We start from the raw sequence: 18,349 nt of genomic DNA, 5'->3' as shown, positions 1-18,349 counted from the left end.
AAACCTTTTGCAACCCTTGGCAGCGCGACTATGTATGGGAAACGTGGCGAGCGAAAGCCCGAAAGGAACGACAATGCCCGGCGAAATCGACCTCGTGAAGCTGTATTCGGGCCGGATTCTGGCACTGGCGGCGGACATTCCGCATCACGAACGCCTGTCCGCGCCCGACGCCACCGCCAAGCGCCGCTCGCCGCTTTGCGGCTCGACCGTCACCGTGGACGTGAAGGTGCAGGACGGCCGGATCACCGAGTTCGGCCAGGACGTGAAGGCCTGCGCGCTCGGGCAAGCCGCAGCCTCGGTGGTGGGGCGCAACATCCTCGGCTGTACCCGCGCGCAGGTGGAAAAGGCGCGCGACCAGCTGCGGGCGATGCTGAAGGAGGACGGCCCGGTGCCCGAGCCGCCCTTCGAGGGGCTGGAAGTCCTGTTGCCGGCACGCGAGTACAAGAACCGGCACGCCTCGATCCTGCTGGCGCTGGAGGCGACGGCGGAAGCGATGGAAAAGGCCGAACAGGCCCATTGCGCCTGACCGGCAATCTTTCCGCGGCCGGACCGTTCGCGCGTCATTGCGTCTGATCGGTTTCCTTCAGACCCCGCTCTTCGCGGATGCGCTGCCAGATGACGTCGGTATCAACCTGTGCCCGGCTGGTCTTCTGATAGGCCGAGTAGTCATCGAATCCCACGCCGCGCGGCTGGCTGCAGGCGGCCAGGGTCGCAAGGCCGGCTCCGACAAGGACGAATCGCAACATCGGTCTTCTCCTGCTGTGCATTCGGATCAGGGCGGAAAAGCTAGTGGCGAATCACGGCAGGTTTATGGCCGGACCATGACGCCCGCGCACCCGGCCGACGGCGGCGCTCTCTGACGGGGCATGGCTGCAATTGCCTCTTCAAAAGCCCGTGCATTGGTCCTATATTCAGAACGTCCCCTCGGGGACTATGGGCATAAACGCGCGCGGAATAAGCGGATCGGACCCGGGGGCGGTACCCGGCGGCTCCACCAGATCCTTCGTTGGGGGAAGACGGGGCCGAAACAGGATCGACGAACGTGTAAAGGCGTGGCTTTGCCCCGGTGAGGTACCACCGTTATCGGTCCATGAAGCATAATTGCCAACGACAATCGTGCTCCGGTCGCTCTGGCTGCCTAAGCAGTCCGAAAGACCGAAAATCTCAAGTCCTTATACCTAGCCGTGTAAGGCGGGGTTCGCAGGCACCTGGCAACAGAAGCCTGCACTTTCCCCCCGTTTTCAATGCCTTGCCTGCCGAACCGGCGGCCCTGCCCGCCATCGCGATGCGCCGCGCGAAGCCTTTCCGCTTTCCCTTGCCTGCGGCCTTTCGTTTCCCTCCGAATCCCGTATGCTGGCGCAAAAGGCGGATGGCGAAGATGTCGGAAGGTATCGACTACGGAAATCTCATGCACCAGGCCATGCGCAGCCTGATCCGCACTGTCCTGCGTGACGTTTCCGAACACGGTCTGCCCGGACAGCATCACTTCTTCATCACCTTCGACACCCGCCATCCCGGCGTGCGCATCGCCGACTGGCTGGCCGAGCGCTATCCAGGCGACATGACGGTGGTCATGCAGCACTGGTTCGACAATCTCGAAGTGGACGAGGACGGCTTCTCGGTAACGCTCAACTTCGGCGATTCGCCCGAGACGCTCTATATCCCCTTCGATGCGATTCGCACCTTCGTCGATCCCTCGGTCGAGTTCGGCCTGCGCTTCGAAGCGGCCGAAGACGAGGAGGACGTCGTGCTGGACGAAGACGGGGCCGAGCAGGCGGCCGAACCCGAAACGGCGCCGGAACCCGACGAGCCCCGCTCCGACGCCGAAATCGTTTCGCTGGACAAGTTCCGCAAGTAACGCCCCGGCCCGGTCAGCGGCGCCCTACTTCCTTTTCAGGAAGGTCGTGACGGTCTTGAGCTTCTCGCCGTTGCGGAACCGGGCAAAGCTGAGCTCCAGCCCGCCCTCGGCCAGCGTCCGGTCGTATTTCTGTATCTCGTAGCCGCCATCATCGTCGATGAACAGCGAATAGACGGTCATCGTCCTTCCGACGATCCGCCCCCAGACATAGGGTTCGCCCTTCATCGGGTCGAGGGGCACCCCGTGTCCGAACAGGTTGCGGCGCATGACGGCGGAATAGATGCCGTGGCGCACAGAGGGGCGGAACTCGATTTCATAGTATTTCTCGGAGGTCTTGCCCGATGGCTTGTGAGTCACCGTCGTCCATGCCACCGAGAACCCGTCCTTGGTTTCGCGGATCTGCACACTGAGGTTCCGGTGCGTCTTGGTGCCGTCGGCATTGATCACTTCCGCCTCGCCCACATAATCGCCGACGAAGGCCGAAATCGGGACATCCGCACGGTCGCCGGCGCGGGCCTCCGATCCGGCGACCGGCACGAGCGCCAGCAGCGCGCCGAAAAGGAAGCTCAGCAACACTGCCGCCTGACGTCGTTTCTCTCTGGGTCGCATCGGGCATCCCTTCCTGCAGCCGGGTGCGTGCCGTTACGCGTCCCATCTTACAGGTTGAGGGCGATGCCACAACGTTCCATTCTCCCCCTGCCCGCGCGCGGCCGGCTGTGCCGGGGCAATCCGCGCGCGCAACTGGCCGATTGCGCCCGCGCCCGGGGCTGGGTAAACGGCATGCAGCCGCATGCAAGACGGAGAGTCCCATGTCCCAGCAGACCCGCACCGAAACCGACAGCTTCGGCCCGCTCGAAGTGCCCGCCGACAAGTACTGGGGCGCCCAGACCCAGCGCAGCCTGATGAACTTCCCCATCGGCTGGGAACGCCAGCCGGTGCCGATCATCCGCGCGCTAGGCGTGGTCAAGAAGGCCTGCGCCATGGCCAACAAGCGCATGGGCCGGCTGGACCCGAAAATCGCCGATGCCATCATCCAGGGCGCGGGCGAAGTGATCGAGGGCCGCTTCGACGACAACTTCCCGCTGGTGGTCTGGCAGACCGGCTCGGGCACGCAGTCGAACATGAATGCCAACGAGGTGATCGCCAACCGCGCCATCGAGATCCTCGGCGGGCAGATCGGCTCCAAGGATCCGGTGCATCCCAACGATCACGTCAACATGGGGCAGTCCTCGAACGACACCTTCCCCACTGCCATGCATATCGCCACCGCGCAGCTGACCCGCGATGTGCTGCTTCCTGGTCTGCGCACGCTGCTGGAGGGGCTGGAAGCCAAGCAGGAAGAGTTCAAGGACATCATCAAGATCGGCCGCACTCATACCCAGGACGCCACCCCGCTAACCCTGGGGCAGGAGTTTTCCGGCTATGCCCACCAGGTCCGCATGGGGCTGACCCGGATCGAGATGGCGCTGGGCGGCATCTACGAACTGGCCCAGGGTGGCACCGCCGTGGGCACCGGGCTGAACACGGTCAAGGGCTGGGCCGAGGAGGTCGCCGCCAACATCGCCGACATCACCGGCCAGCCCTTCGTCACCGCCCCCAACAAGTTCGAGGCGCTGGCCGCCCATGACGCGATGGTGTTCATGTCCGGGGCGCTGAAGACCGTGGCCGGCTCGCTCTACAAGATCGCCAACGACATCCGCTTTCTGGGCTCGGGCCCGCGCTCGGGGCTGGGCGAACTGATCCTGCCCGAGAACGAGCCGGGCAGTTCGATCATGCCGGGCAAGGTCAACCCCACCCAGTGCGAGGCCATGACCCAGGTCGCCGCCCACGTGATGGGCAATGACGCGGCGATCGGCTTTGCCGGCAGCCAGGGGCATTTCGAGCTGAACGTCTACAACCCGATGATGGCCTACAACCTGCTGCAGTCGATCCAGCTTCTAGGGGACGTGTCCGACAGCTTCACCAAACGCCTGCTGAACGGTTTGCGAGCCAATACCGACCGGATCGAGAAGCTGATGCGCGAAAGCCTGATGCTGGTGACGGCGCTGGCCCCCGAAATCGGCTATGACAACGCCACCAGGGTGGCCAAGACCGCGCACAAGAACGGCACAACCCTGCGCGAAGAAGCGGTGAAGCTGGGCTTTGTCGACGAAGAGACCTTCGACCGCGTGGTGCGCCCCGAAAAGATGATCGGCCCGAAAGAGGCCTGAGCCGCGAGACGACCGGGAAGGCGTTTCCAAACGCCTTCCCAAGCGGTTTCGAAACCGCTTGCAAACCGCTTCGAAGCGGCTTGCCGCCGGCGATTGATCGCGCGCCGCTCTGCGGCTAGCCTGCGCCGGAACCGGCAGGAGAGCTCATGACCGCCCGCATCGTCAATCTTCGCACCGTCCGGAAACAGCACGCCCGCGCCGAGAGACGGGCCCGCGGCGACGAGAACTCGGTGAAATTCGGCCGCACCAGGGCGCAACGGGATCTGGAACGGGCCGAGGCCGAAAAGGCCCGCCGCCATCTCGACGGGCATGTCAGTGATCAGTTCGGGCGCGAGGAATGACCGCACGCCCGGTGAAACGGTCCCTGACCCTGCGCGGGCACCGCACGAGCGTTTCGCTGGAAGAGGAATTCTGGCACGCCTTCCGCGACATTGCCGCCGCGCAGGGCAAGCCGCTGAACCAGCTGGCCGCCGAAATCGACGAGGCGCGCGGCACCCGCGCCGGGCTGGCCTCGGCGATCCGGGTCTATGTACTGAATTGGTATCGGCACCAGACGGACCCTGCCGCCGGCGGGAATGCCGCCGGGCGGGGCGAAAAATGACGCCCGGGCCAAGGAAATCGTCGCCGCCCGCCTTTCCCTTTGCCGCCGGGGGGATATGTTCGGCGCAGGCGCGAACCGACCGAGGCAACCCATGAGCAGCACCGACCCCCTTGTCATCTTCACCCCTTCGGGCAAGCGCGGCCGCTTTCCCCGCGGCACGCCGGTCCTGACCGCCGCCCGCCAGCTGGGCGTCGATCTCGACAGCGTGTGCGGCGGGCGCGGGATCTGCTCCAAGTGCCAGGTGACGCCGATGTTCGGCGAATTCCCCAAGCACGGGGTCACCGTCACCCCCGATGCGCTGAGCCCGTGGAACGCGGTCGAACAGCGCTACAAGGACAAGCGCGGCATGAAGGAGGGCCGGCGGCTGGGCTGCCAGGCCCTGGTGCAGGGCGACGTGGTGATCGACGTGCCCCCCGAAAGCCAGGTCCACCGGCAGGTGGTGCGCAAGGAAGCGACCGCGCGCACCATCACCATGGACCCGGCCACGCATCTGCACTTCGTCGAGGTGGCCGAACCGGACATGCACGAACCCTCGGGCGATCTGGAACGGCTGGCCGCCGCGCTGCGCGATCAGTGGGGGATCGAAACCGTCACCGCACCGCCATCGATCCTCAGCCGCCTTCAGCCGGTCCTGCGCAAAGGCGGCTGGCAGGTGACCGTGGCGCTCAACCGCGATCACCGCGACCAGGCCGCACGCATCACCGAGATCTGGCCGGGCTATGCCGACCATCGCATCTACGGGCTGGCGATCGATCTGGGCTCGACCACCATCGCGGCGCATCTGACCGATCTGCGTAATGGCGAGGTGAAGGTCGCGGCCGGGGTAATGAACCCGCAGATCCGCTTTGGCGAGGATCTGATGAGCCGGGTCTCCTACGCCATGATGAACCCCGGCGGCGCGGCCGAGATGACGGCCGCCGTGCGCGAGGCCCTCGACGAACTCGTCCGCTCGGTCGCCGCCCGGGCCGGCATCGCGCCCGAACTGATCCTCGAGGCGGTGATCGTCTGCAACCCGGTGATGCACCACCTGCTCCTGGGCATCGATCCGGTCGAGCTGGGCCAGGCGCCCTTTGCGCTGGCCACCTCCGGGTCGGTGACGCTGGATGCGCGCGATCTGGATCTCGCGGCGATGAACGAAAACGCCCGCATCTACATCCTGCCCTGCATTGCGGGGCATGTGGGGGCCGATGCGGCGGCGGTGGCGCTGGCGGAAGAGCCGCACAATTCCGACGATCTAGTGCTGATCGTCGACGTGGGCACCAATGCCGAGCTTCAGCTTGGCCGCCGGGGCCGGGTTCTGGCCTGCTCCTCGCCCACCGGGCCGGCCTTCGAGGGGGCGCAGATCAGCTCGGGCCAGCGCGCCGCGCCCGGCGCCATCGAGCGGATCGAAATCGACCCGGAGACGAAGGAGCCCCGCTTTCGCGTGATCGGCTGCGATCTGTGGTCGGACGAGGAGGGCTTTGCCGAGGCCACCGCCGCCACCGGCATCACCGGCATCTGCGGCTCGGGCATCATCGAGGCGGTGGCGGAAATGCGCATGAGCGGCATCCTCGATGCCTCGGGGCTGATCGGCTCGGCCGAACAGACCGGCACGCCGCGCTGCGTGGCCGAGGGGCGCACGCATGCCTATGTGATCCATGATGCGACCGCCACGGGCGGGCCGCGCATCGCGGTGACCCAGGGCGACATCCGCGCCATCCAGCTGGCCAAATCGGCGCTTTATGCCGGGGCGCGGCTCCTGATGGACGAGATGGGCGTGGACCGGGTGGACCGGGTCGTGCTGGCCGGGGCGTTCGGTGCGCATATATCCACGAAGCACGCGCTGGTTCTGGGCATGATCCCGGATTGCCCGCTGGAGCGGGTGACAAGCGCGGGAAATGCCGCCGGAACGGGGGCGCGCATCGCGCTGTGCAATGTCGCCGCGCGGGCCGGGATCGAGCGCGTGGTGCGCGACATCACCAAGGTCGAAACCGCCATCGAGCCCCGCTTTCAGGAACATTTCGTCGCCGCCAACGCCATCCCGCACGCCACCGACCCGTTCCCGGAACTGGCGAAGATCGTGACCCTGCCGGATGTCTCCTTCAACACCGGCGGCCGGGGCGACGGCGATCCGGGGCGCCGCCGGCGACGGCGAAGCCGGGGCTGAAACCATCGCCTGAGGGGGGCGTCACTCCCCCTCGCCCCAGAGGCAGCGGTCGAAATCCTCGTACTCCAGCAATGTCTCGGCCCGGCCCGGATCGGCCAGCCGCGAGCAGCCTTCGATCGAGTCGAGTTCTTCGAACACAGACACCATGCCCTGCCCCCCGGCGGTCGAGGCGGCCGGAGCGCACAACGCCTCCCCCGGCGCGAGGCGGGCCAGCCTGCGGGCACCATCGGGAGATTCGGCCACGAAATAGTGCGCCTGCCCCGATCCGTTGCGGATGCAAACGCCCCGGTCTGGCGCGCCGCCATGGGCCGACGCCGCGATCATCGCGAAAGCGGCAGTCATCCATGATGCGCCTGCGCCGATCATTGCATCTCTCCACCCGTTGCGCATGCCATTGTCCGGCGGACCCGAAAGATCCAACGCATGATCGGGCGGCGGGGTCATCCGCGTCCACTCACGTCTGCACACGATCCGCTCACGCCATGGTGACAGGCTTTTATTATCCCGCCGTCGCAGCTGCCTCTAGGCTGGCCGCATACGCAAAACAGTTACAGGGATATGAAGATGAAACGATTTCTGACCGCCGCGATTCTGGCCGCGTCCTTTACCGGAACCACGGCACTGGCCCAGGCCATGGCGCCCTTCGGCACCGACGAGGACGCCGCCTTTGCCGCGAAGATCTGGGACGCCATGGAATCGCTCAATCTTGCCGGCGAGAATGCAATCAGCACCCTGCCCTACGAAGGGACGGACCCGCACGGGATGATGCTGGAAACCTTCTATTCCAAGGCGAAGATCGACGGTCATACTGGCGATCTGATCGTGAAGCGCAATTACGGCCCCAAGGGCGTGAGCATGGAAGAGGTCCAGATGAACCCCGACAAGCATCTCGGCTCGGTCACGGTGATGTATCGCCGCGAGGCCGGGTTCGATCCCGACAACCAGGACTGGTTCTGGGTCAAGTTCCTGCCCGACGGTTCGCTGGACAAGAACCCCAAGGGGATGCGGCTGGCCGGCAAGGTCGCCAAGGGCGCCGACAAGGGCTGTATCGCCTGTCATTCGCTCGCAGGTGGAGGCGACTATCTCTACACCACGGATTCCATCACCATGATGATGAAGTGATCCCGCACCGGGCGCCGCACTCTCCGCCGGCGCCCGGTTCCGGTTGAAAATCTGCCAGGTGCCGAGCGTGGCAAGGGACCATGATCGGATGCGAAGATTCAGGCAACCGGTTTCATGTCCGCATGTGACAGGTGCGGGTCCATGCCGCACCTGTCCTGCCATCATACCCTTCCCGTCAACGGTTCAGGCCGCCCTCGGGTTCGAAATAGACCGCGCCGAACCCGGCCAGCACGCCGCGCGCGGCCTCGCCCGGCGCACCGTAGACGGTCAGCGACTGCGGCACGACCAGCGCCAGGAACCGCTCGGCAAACTTCTGCTTGAAGGTGCCGAGATGTGCCAGCAGGGCGTCGTCGTCGGCGTAACGCTCCAGAACCTTCCAGCTGCCGGGCTCGGCGCCGCGATACCATTCATAGATCACGGTGCCTGGCTCGGTAGCACGGGCGCTGGCGGCCATGTCATCCATCAGCGTGGCGAAGGCCTCGCCATCGCCCTCGGCGACCTGAAGTTCCAGTATCCAGGTGGTGGACTCGGCCAGCGCGGCGCCTGCAGCCAGCAGCGCGGCGAGAGCGGCGGTTGTCACACTCTTGTGCATGATGTTTCCTTTCCGGATCGATGGGTCAGGCGAAACGCGCCGCCAGCTGGGCCAGCATTCCGGCGTAAAGCGGATCGCAGAACGCCTTGACGTCGCCGTCGGCGGCATCCCAGACCGTCCGCCACTCGACGAAACTCTGGCCGCTGGCGGTCACCGGGCACACCCGGATGGTGGCGCGGTAGTTGCGTACGCGATTGGCCGACAGCACGTCGGGCCCGTCGTCCAGCGTGTACTCGAGCGTCATCTCGTCATCATTCAGCCCGGTCAGGGTTTCGCGGATGGCGCCGTTGATCAGCCGGCCGGCGCCTTGCCTGTCGGCAGGAATGTCGCCAACGGGCTTGAGATCTTCGACGATGCCTTCTGCCCAGGACATGTCGTGAAAGCTGCGCAGCCGGGCCCAGACGGCCTCGGGGGCGGCATCGATGGTGATCGAGTTGTAGCAGGTCATTTTCTCCTCCTGTGCCGGGGCGGCCCACGCGACCGCCCATGCCGGCAAGCATGCCGGCCCCCGAGCAGCCGATGAATCGGGAGATGTCCCCATTTTTCGGAAATGATGCCCGTCAACCTGCCGTCGCACCCCTGACCGCGCCTGCCGGCGCGGGCCTCCGGCGGGAGTATTTCAGGCAAGAGGAAGGCCGCGGCGGGTCCTTACCCTGCAAGTTGCTCGCGTGAGTGAATTGGCATGCCGCAGGACGGGAATTGCGCGCGCGTCAGCTGCCCGCCAGCCCGTATTCGATGGCAAGGATGGCGATGGCGGGACGGTTTCGCACACCGGTCTTGGCATAGATCGCCTGGATGTGATGGTCGGCGGTCTTTTCCGAAATCGCCAACGCCCGGGCGATACGCGCGGTGCTTTCCGATCGCGCCGGACGAGCCATCACCTCGGCCTCGCGGCGGGTCAGGTCGAAGGGCAGCGCCTGGGCCGCCGCGCTTGCCGAGGCGCCGGCGGCCTGCATCACCGCGCTGACCGCGCGCGGTGCCAGCCGGCCCTGACGGGATTCGTCCGAGAGCCGCTCGAGCGCCTCCTCGCGGTCCAGTGCTGCCCGGTCCGGGGCATCGTGGCAGAGTTCGTCCAGCAGATTGGCCGCGGCAAGAATGTTCTCGGCCAGCCCGCGCACCGGCACCCGACGGTGAAAGCCCGAACCGTCGAAACGTTCGTCGGCGCTGCTGGCCACCGGCCTGAGCAGGTCGAAGACCGCCCCGTGCGACAGCAGGAAGTCGGTCTGGAAACTGTAGCTTTCGAATTCGAGCCGCTCGGACGCGGTGAGCGGCCCCGCCTTTTCCAGGATCCGGTTGCTGACCGCGCATTTGCCGATGTCGTGGAGCAGGCCGGCATGGCGCAGTGCATCGACCTGTTCGCCGTCCAGCCCGGCGATCTGCCCGGCACGCCCGGCCAGCGCCGACACCCGGCGGCTGTGCCCGGCGCCGAAGGTGGTCTTCTGGCCGACGAAATCGGCGGCGATCAGTGCCAGCGGTTCGCAATGCGCCCGCGTGATACCCAGCCCCTCGCCCGGTTCGGTCGCCACGAAGCAATCGAAGACCGGCGCCTCGTCCAGCCCCTCGTTGATGGCGTCCCAGTTGTCTTCGAGCACCGCGCAGAGCGTCGGGTCCAGATGCTTGCCGGCGCGGTTGGCGATTTCGGCGCGCGCCGCTGCCTCGCCCTTCAGGTGTCGGTAGAGATCGGCCACGTGGGCCACCGCGACGATGCGCGCCGCGAGCGGTATGTCTTCTCCGCCGATGCCGCCCAGCAGCCCGTCCCAGCGGCTGTAGAAATGTGCCATGTTGGGCAGCACCGCCGCCGGCAGCGGCAGGCGGCGGGCGAAGATCTCGGCCTGGGCGCAATGGGCACGCGTCACCTCGGGGATCGCGTCGGCCATGTCGAGAATGGCCCGGAATGCCGCCTGGCGTTCGTTTTCGGGCGCATGCATCGCGACGTTTTCATCCAGCGCCGCCTGCAACGCGTCCAGGTCGAGCCAGTCACACAGCAGGAAGGCCAGGCTGAAGCCGCGATCGTCGCCCAACGCCATCTGGCCGGCTTCGTGCGCGAAGGCGGTGCAGCCGACAAAGCCGAACAGCGCGGTGTAATAGACAGTCTGGGCCAGCGCCTCGTCGCCGCTGGCGCGATGTGCCAGCCGTATGCCGACGATCGCGCCGGTCAGACTGCTGCCCGGCGGGCGCGCGGTGGCGAGGTCGGCGGCCATCGCCAGGACCCCGAGCGGCTCCGAAAGCCGCATCATCTCGGTCGAACGATCCAGATCAAATCATCCCTTAGGCCGTGTTGACAAAAAGGATTCACACGGGGCTGAACGAGTTCAATACTCGACCGAGGGGCTAATTCACCACCGGATAGAACGGCCTGCCCCAATCGGCTTGGGGGTTGTCCATCATGATGTCCACGAAAACCGGCACGAGAAAGCTCAGGATCGCGGCGCCGTCACGGACCTGGGCGCGATTCACGCTGCTGTTCCAGGTCGCACCCCCATGGACCAGCTGGTTGCGCAGCACATAGAGCCGGTCGAAGACGAAGCTCAGCACCCTGGCGCAATCGCCGTTCTGGAAGGCACTGGCGAAGGCGCGGGCCGAGGCAGTGAAACGCTCTTCCCAGTCATCATGGCCGGGTATGCCGTTGTGATGCTGCCAGAACGGGTGAAAGACATAGCGGTTTTCCATCAGCAGGCGCACCGGCCCGTGGAACCGGTCCCAGATCGCGCCATAGATGCGGGATTCGCCGTCAAGGCGCGCGATCTTTTCGAAGAAGCCGGAAAAGACCGCGCGTTCCCCTTGCAGGGCGGCTGACTGGAACTCGGTTTCGTCGGCGTAAGCCGCATTGAAGGCGATCCACAGGAAGATGAAGCGCGCGTCAAAATCGTCGCCGCAAGCCTCGGCACGGCCGATCCAGCTGATCGCCCGGTGGACGCGTAGGCCCATGGTTTCGGGGAAGCCCGCGCGGATGGCACGTTGTTTGTCTTTGAGCGTCGCGTGGTCAAGATCATTTTTCATGGCAATGTCCTCGTTGGCAAAACGTCAGGGGAGCGCGTTGAAATCCGACCTCTGGTAGCCCTCGACCAGCTTGCGCAGGCCCTCGGGCGCCAGCACCTCCACCTTGTCGCCCCACTGGTAGAGGTGCCATGCCATTTCCAGCCAGCCCGCCGCGTGAAAGCGCAGGATCAGGCTGCCGTCCGGCTGCGGCTCGAGAACCTGAGTCGGGTGGAAGCAGAACTTGGCCGCACGCTCGGCGGCCTCGGGAGCGAAACGCCAGACGACCTCGCCATATTGCTCGGGATCCTGCCAGACGCCAAAGGCGCGCGCGGCATGCTCCTCGATCGAGAAGCCGGGCTGGAAGGCGAAGCTTTCGTTCAGCACCCGGGTCTCGTGGATCCTATCAAGGCGGAAATTGCGCAAACCCTCGCCGCGATCCGGTTGCCGGGCCACCAGATAGCTGCGATGGCCGCGCAAGAGCCCGTGCGGCTCGACGATCCTGGGCGGAGCATCTGGGGTGCGATAGCGCATGCGCAACCGGAAGGGGCCGCGCAAGGCCTCGATGATCGCGTCCAGAACCTCTGGCGCAACCATCACCTTCGGCCCCGGCCGGGCAACCTGGCCAAGTGCCATCAGCACGGCTTCGGCATCGGCCTCGCTGCAAGCGGCGTCAACGGGCGGCAGGCGGGCAATCATTCCGTCGCGCAGGTCATCAAGGGCCCGCGCGTGGCGAAGCCGCCCTTCCTCGCGGGCGGTGCGGGCTGCGATCTCCAGTGCTTCCAGCGCGCTTTCACTGCGCAACTCCATCCTGTTCAGCATCGGGTCAGCCAGGTGCCATCGCCTCTTGCGGTCGAGGCCGTCCTGCCAGGTCACGTTCTGAAAGGTGGTTTCCAGCGCCTGAACCATGCGTTGCGCCGTGCGATGCGAGATGTCGAACGCGGCCTTGATCTCGTCGAGACTGATCCCGCCATGCCGGGTCGCCGCCATGCGAGCCAGCCGCAGCAGATCCTGTGCCTTGGAGAAACTCATGCGCACCCATGACAGAGATTGACACCCAGGCAGGCTATTGATGACCTTGGGTTCTGTCGAGATGATTCTCTCGACGGTTGTGATGTCAGGCGCTGACGAGATACTGACTTGAAATGGGAGCAATACGATCATGAAGGGGCGCGTGATCAGGATTGAACGTGTTTCACCGCGTGACGGTGTGGCCGAGGAACCGGACTTTACAACGAAAGGGTATCGCTTGGGCGACCCCGCTCATGGCAAATTCAAACATCACGCTGAAAACACGGTTTATGTTAAGACGCTCGACGAAGCCGCGGAGTTGATCGAACGGGGATTTTCACTGTGGATGGGGCACAAAGGCAAGCGTGCCTCGCTGATTTCCCCAGGGAGCCTTCGGATCATTCGTGAAGGTGACCACAGCAAGTCGTGAAGCATGCCCCAAGATTCCTGGTACCGCGTTTGCCGGGACGACTGGGAAGATCGGGCAAACGAGCGATGACAATTTGGATTGCGGGGCGCTCCCCTGAACGGATCGCCCAGTCGATGGTCACAAAATCTGGGAGTTCATGCAAAGATTTGGCGGAACGATCCTGTTTTCGGCATCCGACCTCATGCGGTTCATGGGCTGCCGCCATGCCACGACGCTTGACCTGGCGCACCTGCGTGGCGACCCCCGGCAATTGCCGCAGGTGATCCAGGGCGCGCATCCCGAACCCACGAACCTATCCTGCCTTGACTGGATGCTGGGCGAACATGCCACCGTGCCGCCCGGTAGCGGCATTTTCCTTCGCGTCACCCGGCGGATGCACCCGGAGGTTTGCCGGTTCATCTCGGAGCAGGTCTATGAGGGGCGGCTTGCCAGCCACACGGATACCGCGCAGCAGGCCGTGACCGGTACGCCTTATCCGTCCGCAGGGGCATTCCTCGTACCCGTGGAACACGAAGGCAACGCGCAGGTCGCGCGCGAGAAAGTGGATGCCATCGCGCAAGCGGCACGCGACCTGCTGGCGGGCCGCTGGACCGACAAGGGCGGCACCACGCGGCCCATGCGCGAGGCCGACATCATCGTTGTCCCGCGGCGGCGGCTTGCGCGGCTTCGACACGTCGCGCAGCGGGTTGTCTGCGATCAGGTTCCATTCCCGCCGCGCCGTGTTCAGGACCGATGAAAGGAGCTGCATCTCGCGGATCACGCTGGCAGGCGCCACTTCCTGCAATCTGCGGTCCCGCCACTCGGCCAGATGACGCGTTTTCAGGTCGCCCAGCCTGATGCGGGCCAGAGGATCGCGGCCCAGCTTCTCCAACCGGATGACCTCCCACCGCTCGCCGCGCTTCTTCGGGCTGACCTCTCGGGCATAGCGGTCCATGACCTCGCCCAGCGTCATTTCCGCCGCGATCTGCTCGTCGTTCAGGATCTCGTATTCGACCCGTGCGGCCCAAACCTTGGCCGCCTGCCGGGTCGGGAATACCTTGCTCTTGCGAATCCCTTTACGCTGGATCTGCGCCCTGTATCCTCGCTTGTGCCTTGTGATCGAGGCCACCAAATCCCCCACGGTGCGTGATTGGTGGGGGAATGAACGCGCAAAACTGCCCGCAAAGTCAAATCATGGGGGCGCAGAGCAGGTGGAAAGACCATTGTTTTTCACGCATTTGCGCTCACATAAGCCCATTTCAGATCGGGGATTTGGTGCGGTCGAGAAGACTCGAACTTCCACGGGTGTTACCCCACAGCGACCTCAACGCTGCGCGTCTACCAATTCCGCCACGACCGCACTGTCCGGCTTGGTGTGAACGGGCGTATAGAACGTCCGGGCGATGTTGTGAAGAGGCAAAAACGCCCCCTCTCAAGGGAAGTTGCCTTCCCTCGCCGCAGCAGCGCCGCCAGGCTTGCAACATCGCCGAAGGCGCGCCTTGCCATGAGGGATGAACCCGTCCCCGCCAGGCCGCCCGGCGATCCTGGCGGGGTCGAAATCGACCTGGTGTCCGACATGGTCTGCCCGTGGTGCATCATCGGCTTCAAGCAGTTCGAACGGGCGCTCGGGCGGATGGACGAGCGGGCGCGGCGCGCCTGGCCCGCGAATCGGACACCCACGCCCTGCAACGCCGCCTCATTGAAACCGCGGCCTGCCCCTTCCCCCCCGGCACGCACCGCGATATGCAGGCCGCCATGGTGGAATGGATCATCTCCGAGGGCCTCACGCCCTACGAGAACGCGGTTGCCTTCATGGAAGACCGCGCGGCAAGGATCGCCCGCGGCACGGCCGGCGAATGCATCTGGCTGCTGGAGCATCCGCCGCTTTACACCGCCGGCACCTCGGCCCGCCGCGAGGACCTGATCGCGCCCGACCGCTTTCCGGTGTACGAGACCAGGCGCGGCGGCCAGTACACCTATCACGGCCCCGGCCAGCGGGTGGTCTATGTCATGCTCGACCTGAACCGGCGCGGGCGCGACGTGCGGCGCTTCGTCCGGCAGCTCGAGGACTGGGTGATCGCGGCGCTGGCCGAGTTCAACGTCACCGGCCACATCCGCGAAGGCCGGGTCGGCGTCTGGGTCGAACGCCCCGACAAGCCGCGGACCGCGACCGGCGCGATGCGCGAGGACAAGATCGCGGCCATCGGCATCCGCCTGCGCAAATGGGTCAGCTTCCACGGCATCTCGATCAACGTGGAACCGGAGCTGGAGCATTTCTCGGGCATCGTGCCCTGCGGCATCTCCGAACACGGCGTGACCAGCCTGGTCGATCTGGGCCTGCCGGTGACCATGGCCGATGTGGATGTGGCGCTCAGGCGCAGCTTCGAGGCGGTGTTCGGGCCCTGAGCCTACCCTGCCTTGTGGCGACTGGAGCGGCGGCCACTCATCTCGTCAAGCGCATCCAGGACCAGCTCGGGCAGCTGGTAGAGCAGAAGCTGGCCGGCATCCGCCACCATCCGCAGGTCGATATTGTCCCGCCGCGCGGCAAAGGCGCGGGCCATGTCGGGGGTGATGACGGGATCCAGTTCGCCATGCAGCAGCACGACCGGCGCGGCGGGCCGGGAAATCTGCGAACTCCAGTCGCGTACGGCGAAATACGCATCCGACGCAAAGCCGAAATGCCCCTGCTGGACCGAAAACCGGTACCCGGACCGGATCGCCCCGACCAGACCGAGACGGCGAACCACCTCGTGATCGCGCGTGCCCGGACGGAACACGCCATCCAGAAACCCCTTGAACTCCCGGCTGTCGATCTGCGAGATTCCGACCCTCAGCACGAAGGGCAGAAGCGCAGGCACATAGCGCGCGGTATAGGCCGCCGCCCGCTGCGAAGGCGCCATGCTCGCCAGGTCGCCGGCCCGCCGGATCGGAACCGCCCCGGCGATGCCCAGCATTCCCGCAATACGGCCGTTCAGCCGCCCGGTGAGCACATGGCCGCTGATGGCGCCGGCCATGTACCCCAGGATCAGCGGCCGCCGCAGCCCCAGCCGCCGGATCATCTCGTCCACATGTCCGACGAAGACGGACAGCGCCTTGCGGTCCGGCGACACCGGCGCCGACCGGCCGTATCCCGGCCGTACCGGCGCAATCACGCGATAGCCGCGGCGGATCAGCCGCTCGTTCAGGGCCTCGACCGGCGACATGCCATCCTGCATCCCGTGCAGGAAGATGACCGGAAAACCGCTCTCGGTGCCGGCGTGAACGACCTGCATCTCCAGCCCCGACGACATGCGCATGATCTCGCTGCGAAGCCCGACCGCTGCCGGGGCGCCAGGAGCGGAGCGCGATTCGGCCTTGACCAGCAGTGCCACCAGCCGGATCAGGTCCACCTGCCCCGGCGCGCCGGTCTTGGCCAGAACCGACTTGGCCTGATTGCGCACCGTATGTGCCGACCGCCCGGTGCGCGCCGCGATTTCGCGCAGCGTCTCGCCGGCCATCAGCTTGCGCACCAGCTCGACCTCGGCCGGGGTCAGCCCGAAACTGTCCACCAGCATCTGCGCCGCCCGCGCGCTCCAGCGGAAATCCAGCGCCTCGACGATCAGAAGCACGCCGTTCTCGTACGCCACCCGGACGATCAGATGACGCGGCACGGTCCCGGTTGCCAGTACCCGCAGCTCTCGGGCATCCGCGTCTTCGCGCAACGCCTGCATCAGTTCGCGCAGCACCTTCCGGGACTGCACGGCCAGCATGTCCTCAAGCGCCGTGAGCCGCGGCTCGTCCCCCAGTTCCGTACGCGCGGCAGCCCCCGCGGCGACGATCGCCCCCTCGGGCGTGAGCACGAGAACGAACCCAGGAGATTGCTCGACCCGCTCGCACAGGCCGATTTCGGGGGCGTCCCGCCCCAGCCGGTCGAGCAGTTCCTGCGCGCGCGCGAAATGCGCTGCAAGCTCGGGGTCCAGCGTCACCTCGTCCTCGCCTCCGGGCTGAAGGTGATGACGGGCCGGATCGGCCAGAGCCTCGGCAATATGTTCGCGCCAGGTATCGAGAAAGGCCCCGAAACAGGCCGGACGAATAACGGCCTCATAGATCGCGGCGACCACCTCGTCGCGGGTCACGGCCCCGTGTCCCGGGGCGCCATCACCACCATTTTGCGCGTCGTCTATGGCCCCGCCCCCCGCTGCGCCGCGAAACCCGGATACATATCACAGGTAAAACAAGCTTGCCGCTCGGGTAAAGTCACGATTTGACCCATTTGGGTCATGTGCGCCCCCCCCGATCGCGATAGAATGGGGGGCCGTTCAGTGAGTGAGTGGTTGATTTGTACCGCCCCGGACCGGCACGCATTTCGCACCGGCCCGGGGCAGCGGCATTGTCGCCCCGACCCGGTCGGGGCGGCTTTGCATCGCGGCACCGCCTGGCTTCCGGCCGTCCCCCGACCCGTCAGCCGCCTCCGATCCGCTCCGGTGTCAGGCAGAATTCCGAGGACCGCTCCAGTTCCAGCGTGCTGTGGCTGATGCCGAATTCCCGACCCAGCATCGCCTTGATCCGCGCCTTGACCCGTTCGGCCTGCTCCCACGACTGGGCCGCGATCACCACATGCGCATCCAGCGCCGGTTCGCGCTCGCGCATCTCCCACAGGCGCAGATTGTGAACGCTTGCCACGTCGGGATCGCTCTCGATGGCGCGGATGACGGCCTCGGCCCCGATCTGCACCGGGCTGCCCATCATCAGCAACCGCACCACGCCGCCCACCTCGGCGCGCACATGCCACAGGATGTAGCCCGCCACCATCAGCGTCACCGCCGGATCGACCCAGACCCAGTCGAACAGGATCACCAGCGTGCCGGCCACGATCACCGCTACCGATCCCAGCGCATCGGCGACATTGTGCAGAAAGGCCGCGCGGATGTTCATGCTGCCCTTCGACATCTGCCATGTCAGCATGGCCGTGGCCACATCCACCACCAGCGCGATCCCGGCAATCCAGACCACCATCCAGCCGTCAATCGGCTCGGGCTGAAAGAACCGCACGATCCCCTCGTAGATCAGGTACAGCGCGATCACCACCAACGTCGTGTAATTGACCAGCGCCGCCACCGCCTCGGCCCGACCATAGCCGAAATTCATCACCGCGTCGGCGGGCCTGCGGGCGATGCGGCGCGCGGCAAAGGCAATGATCAGCGCCACCGCGTCCGAGAAATTGTGCAGCGCATCCGCGATCAGCGCCAGCGACCCCGAAAGCACCCCGCCCACGACCTGCGCCACGGTCAGCCCGACATTGACCCCCACCGCCCAGCTCAGCCGCCGGTCGCCCGCGTCCGGCCCGGCGATCTCTGGATCTCGATGATCATGGGGCATCGCGTTGTTCCTTGTCCCGGTCAGGCCGCCAGCCTATTCTCTCCAGCGACTGGAGATTCAAGGGGG

At 65.9% G+C, this 18,349-nt stretch carries 20 protein-coding genes, 1 tRNA gene and 1 other RNA gene; 10 read left to right on the top strand and 12 right to left on the bottom strand.

Annotation, left to right across the window (positions count from 1 at the left end):
* Nucleotides 1-73 precede the first annotated feature (73 nt).
* The gene (locus tag ACZ5CM_RS07400; RefSeq protein WP_464642248.1) at nucleotides 74-526 is read left to right on the top strand and encodes an iron-sulfur cluster assembly scaffold protein; all 453 of its coding nucleotides are present in this window, start codon (nucleotides 74-76) and stop codon (nucleotides 524-526) included.
* 34 nt (nucleotides 527-560) lie between these two features.
* Here ACZ5CM_RS07400 and ACZ5CM_RS07395 read toward each other — a convergent pair whose 3' ends face one another.
* On the bottom strand, nucleotides 561-746 hold the full coding sequence (locus ACZ5CM_RS07395; RefSeq protein ID WP_464642247.1) for a hypothetical protein: 186 nt from the start codon (nucleotides 744-746) through the stop codon (nucleotides 561-563).
* A gap of 133 nt (nucleotides 747-879) precedes the next feature.
* Between ACZ5CM_RS07395 and ssrA the strand changes: the two genes are divergently transcribed.
* Both ssrA and ACZ5CM_RS07385 read left to right on the top strand, forming a co-directional pair.
* Nucleotides 880-1,229, top strand: a transfer-messenger RNA (tmRNA) gene (gene ssrA / locus ACZ5CM_RS07390).
* A gap of 149 nt (nucleotides 1,230-1,378) precedes the next feature.
* On the top strand, nucleotides 1,379-1,858 hold the full coding sequence (locus tag ACZ5CM_RS07385) for an SspB family protein (protein ID WP_464642246.1): 480 nt from the start codon (nucleotides 1,379-1,381) through the stop codon (nucleotides 1,856-1,858).
* A 24-nt stretch (nucleotides 1,859-1,882) separates the two neighbouring features.
* Here the strand turns inward: ACZ5CM_RS07385 and ACZ5CM_RS07380 are convergent, their stop codons facing one another.
* A complete protein-coding gene (locus ACZ5CM_RS07380; protein ID WP_464642244.1) occupies nucleotides 1,883-2,467 on the bottom strand; it encodes a hypothetical protein in 585 nt (194 codons plus the stop codon).
* A 200-nt stretch (nucleotides 2,468-2,667) separates the two neighbouring features.
* On the opposite strand from ACZ5CM_RS07380, the gene fumC reads away from it, so the two are divergent.
* The 4 genes from fumC (at nucleotide 2,668) to ACZ5CM_RS07360 (ending at nucleotide 6,815) form a co-directional block, all read left to right on the top strand.
* The gene (fumC, locus tag ACZ5CM_RS07375) at nucleotides 2,668-4,068 is read left to right on the top strand and encodes a class II fumarate hydratase (protein ID WP_464642242.1); all 1,401 of its coding nucleotides are present in this window, start codon (nucleotides 2,668-2,670) and stop codon (nucleotides 4,066-4,068) included.
* Between the two features lie 146 nt (nucleotides 4,069-4,214).
* Nucleotides 4,215-4,409 (top strand): DUF4169 family protein, encoded by a 195-nt coding sequence (locus tag ACZ5CM_RS07370; protein WP_464642240.1) that lies wholly within the window; start codon nucleotides 4,215-4,217, stop codon nucleotides 4,407-4,409.
* Nucleotides 4,406-4,669, top strand: a complete 264-nt coding sequence (locus ACZ5CM_RS07365) for a ribbon-helix-helix domain-containing protein (RefSeq protein ID WP_464642238.1) — start codon at nucleotides 4,406-4,408, stop codon at nucleotides 4,667-4,669. The genes ACZ5CM_RS07370 and ACZ5CM_RS07365 overlap by 4 nt, the downstream gene beginning before the upstream one ends.
* Before the next feature lie 91 nt (nucleotides 4,670-4,760).
* Nucleotides 4,761-6,815 (top strand): ASKHA domain-containing protein, encoded by a 2,055-nt coding sequence (locus ACZ5CM_RS07360; RefSeq protein WP_464642237.1) that lies wholly within the window; start codon nucleotides 4,761-4,763, stop codon nucleotides 6,813-6,815.
* 21 nt (nucleotides 6,816-6,836) lie between these two features.
* Here ACZ5CM_RS07360 and ACZ5CM_RS07355 read toward each other — a convergent pair whose 3' ends face one another.
* The gene (locus ACZ5CM_RS07355; protein WP_464642235.1) at nucleotides 6,837-7,157 is read right to left on the bottom strand and encodes a hypothetical protein; all 321 of its coding nucleotides are present in this window, start codon (nucleotides 7,155-7,157) and stop codon (nucleotides 6,837-6,839) included.
* A gap of 222 nt (nucleotides 7,158-7,379) precedes the next feature.
* On the opposite strand from ACZ5CM_RS07355, the gene ACZ5CM_RS07350 reads away from it, so the two are divergent.
* Nucleotides 7,380-7,937 (top strand): cytochrome P460 family protein, encoded by a 558-nt coding sequence (locus ACZ5CM_RS07350; RefSeq protein ID WP_464642233.1) that lies wholly within the window; start codon nucleotides 7,380-7,382, stop codon nucleotides 7,935-7,937.
* A 175-nt stretch (nucleotides 7,938-8,112) separates the two neighbouring features.
* On the opposite strand, the gene ACZ5CM_RS07345 is transcribed toward ACZ5CM_RS07350, so the two are convergent.
* From ACZ5CM_RS07345 to ACZ5CM_RS07325, 5 genes are all read right to left on the bottom strand, one after another.
* Nucleotides 8,113-8,529, bottom strand: coding sequence for a putative quinol monooxygenase (locus tag ACZ5CM_RS07345; RefSeq protein ID WP_464642231.1), 417 nt, complete (start codon nucleotides 8,527-8,529; stop codon nucleotides 8,113-8,115).
* Between the two features lie 25 nt (nucleotides 8,530-8,554).
* Nucleotides 8,555-8,977, bottom strand: a complete 423-nt coding sequence (locus tag ACZ5CM_RS07340) for an SRPBCC family protein (RefSeq protein ID WP_464642230.1) — start codon at nucleotides 8,975-8,977, stop codon at nucleotides 8,555-8,557.
* A gap of 262 nt (nucleotides 8,978-9,239) precedes the next feature.
* Nucleotides 9,240-10,766 carry an HD domain-containing phosphohydrolase gene (locus ACZ5CM_RS07335; RefSeq protein ID WP_464642229.1) on the bottom strand — a complete coding sequence of 509 codons (1,527 nt, stop codon included), beginning with the start codon at nucleotides 10,764-10,766 and terminating at the stop codon, nucleotides 9,240-9,242.
* A 94-nt stretch (nucleotides 10,767-10,860) separates the two neighbouring features.
* Nucleotides 10,861-11,529, bottom strand: coding sequence for a hypothetical protein (locus ACZ5CM_RS07330; RefSeq protein ID WP_464642227.1), 669 nt, complete (start codon nucleotides 11,527-11,529; stop codon nucleotides 10,861-10,863).
* Nucleotides 11,530-11,553: 24 nt separating this feature from the next.
* The gene (locus tag ACZ5CM_RS07325) at nucleotides 11,554-12,537 is read right to left on the bottom strand and encodes a helix-turn-helix transcriptional regulator (RefSeq protein ID WP_464642225.1); all 984 of its coding nucleotides are present in this window, start codon (nucleotides 12,535-12,537) and stop codon (nucleotides 11,554-11,556) included.
* 130 nt (nucleotides 12,538-12,667) lie between these two features.
* On the opposite strand from ACZ5CM_RS07325, the gene ACZ5CM_RS07320 reads away from it, so the two are divergent.
* Nucleotides 12,668-12,946, top strand: a complete 279-nt coding sequence (locus ACZ5CM_RS07320; RefSeq protein ID WP_464642224.1) for a hypothetical protein — start codon at nucleotides 12,668-12,670, stop codon at nucleotides 12,944-12,946.
* A 292-nt stretch (nucleotides 12,947-13,238) separates the two neighbouring features.
* Here ACZ5CM_RS07320 and ACZ5CM_RS07315 read toward each other — a convergent pair whose 3' ends face one another.
* Both ACZ5CM_RS07315 and ACZ5CM_RS07310 read right to left on the bottom strand, forming a co-directional pair.
* Complete coding sequence (locus ACZ5CM_RS07315; RefSeq protein WP_464642222.1) at nucleotides 13,239-14,054, bottom strand: hypothetical protein; 816 nt, start codon at nucleotides 14,052-14,054, stop codon at nucleotides 13,239-13,241.
* 144 nt (nucleotides 14,055-14,198) lie between these two features.
* Nucleotides 14,199-14,285: transfer RNA gene (locus ACZ5CM_RS07310), tRNA-Leu, on the bottom strand.
* A gap of 383 nt (nucleotides 14,286-14,668) precedes the next feature.
* On the opposite strand from ACZ5CM_RS07310, the gene lipB reads away from it, so the two are divergent.
* Nucleotides 14,669-15,331 carry a lipoyl(octanoyl) transferase LipB gene (gene lipB / locus ACZ5CM_RS07305; RefSeq protein ID WP_464642220.1) on the top strand — a complete coding sequence of 221 codons (663 nt, stop codon included), beginning with the start codon at nucleotides 14,669-14,671 and terminating at the stop codon, nucleotides 15,329-15,331.
* A 2-nt stretch (nucleotides 15,332-15,333) separates the two neighbouring features.
* Here lipB and ACZ5CM_RS07300 read toward each other — a convergent pair whose 3' ends face one another.
* On the bottom strand, nucleotides 15,334-17,040 hold the full coding sequence (locus ACZ5CM_RS07300) for an alpha/beta fold hydrolase (protein WP_464642218.1): 1,707 nt from the start codon (nucleotides 17,038-17,040) through the stop codon (nucleotides 15,334-15,336).
* A gap of 325 nt (nucleotides 17,041-17,365) precedes the next feature.
* The gene (locus tag ACZ5CM_RS07295) at nucleotides 17,366-18,283 is read right to left on the bottom strand and encodes a cation diffusion facilitator family transporter (protein ID WP_464642217.1); all 918 of its coding nucleotides are present in this window, start codon (nucleotides 18,281-18,283) and stop codon (nucleotides 17,366-17,368) included.
* Nucleotides 18,284-18,349: the final 66 nt, after the last annotated feature.

This window comes from Piezobacter thermophilus (genome assembly GCF_055386745.1).
This window is presented reverse-complemented; position numbering and strand designations above follow the sequence as displayed.

Excerpts from the sequence above, each read along its gene's own strand:
- ACZ5CM_RS07400 (WP_464642248.1), top strand. The coding sequence starts at position 74 with ATGCCCGGCGAAATCGACCTCGTGAAGCTGTATTCGGGCCGGATTCTG.
- ACZ5CM_RS07395 (WP_464642247.1), bottom strand. The coding sequence starts at position 746 with ATGTTGCGATTCGTCCTTGTCGGAGCCGGCCTTGCGACCCTGGCCGCC.
- ACZ5CM_RS07385 (WP_464642246.1), top strand. The coding sequence starts at position 1,379 with ATGTCGGAAGGTATCGACTACGGAAATCTCATGCACCAGGCCATGCGC.
- ACZ5CM_RS07380 (WP_464642244.1), bottom strand. The coding sequence starts at position 2,467 with ATGCGACCCAGAGAGAAACGACGTCAGGCGGCAGTGTTGCTGAGCTTC.
- fumC (WP_464642242.1), top strand. The coding sequence starts at position 2,668 with ATGTCCCAGCAGACCCGCACCGAAACCGACAGCTTCGGCCCGCTCGAA.
- ACZ5CM_RS07370 (WP_464642240.1), top strand. The coding sequence starts at position 4,215 with ATGACCGCCCGCATCGTCAATCTTCGCACCGTCCGGAAACAGCACGCC.
- ACZ5CM_RS07365 (WP_464642238.1), top strand. The coding sequence starts at position 4,406 with ATGACCGCACGCCCGGTGAAACGGTCCCTGACCCTGCGCGGGCACCGC.
- ACZ5CM_RS07360 (WP_464642237.1), top strand. The coding sequence starts at position 4,761 with ATGAGCAGCACCGACCCCCTTGTCATCTTCACCCCTTCGGGCAAGCGC.
- ACZ5CM_RS07355 (WP_464642235.1), bottom strand. The coding sequence starts at position 7,157 with ATGACTGCCGCTTTCGCGATGATCGCGGCGTCGGCCCATGGCGGCGCG.
- ACZ5CM_RS07350 (WP_464642233.1), top strand. The coding sequence starts at position 7,380 with ATGAAACGATTTCTGACCGCCGCGATTCTGGCCGCGTCCTTTACCGGA.
- ACZ5CM_RS07345 (WP_464642231.1), bottom strand. The coding sequence starts at position 8,529 with ATGCACAAGAGTGTGACAACCGCCGCTCTCGCCGCGCTGCTGGCTGCA.
- ACZ5CM_RS07340 (WP_464642230.1), bottom strand. The coding sequence starts at position 8,977 with ATGACCTGCTACAACTCGATCACCATCGATGCCGCCCCCGAGGCCGTC.
- ACZ5CM_RS07335 (WP_464642229.1), bottom strand. The coding sequence starts at position 10,766 with ATGATGCGGCTTTCGGAGCCGCTCGGGGTCCTGGCGATGGCCGCCGAC.
- ACZ5CM_RS07330 (WP_464642227.1), bottom strand. The coding sequence starts at position 11,529 with ATGAAAAATGATCTTGACCACGCGACGCTCAAAGACAAACAACGTGCC.
- ACZ5CM_RS07325 (WP_464642225.1), bottom strand. The coding sequence starts at position 12,537 with ATGAGTTTCTCCAAGGCACAGGATCTGCTGCGGCTGGCTCGCATGGCG.
- ACZ5CM_RS07320 (WP_464642224.1), top strand. The coding sequence starts at position 12,668 with ATGAAGGGGCGCGTGATCAGGATTGAACGTGTTTCACCGCGTGACGGT.
- lipB (WP_464642220.1), top strand. The coding sequence starts at position 14,669 with ATGCAGGCCGCCATGGTGGAATGGATCATCTCCGAGGGCCTCACGCCC.
- ACZ5CM_RS07295 (WP_464642217.1), bottom strand. The coding sequence starts at position 18,283 with ATGCCCCATGATCATCGAGATCCAGAGATCGCCGGGCCGGACGCGGGC.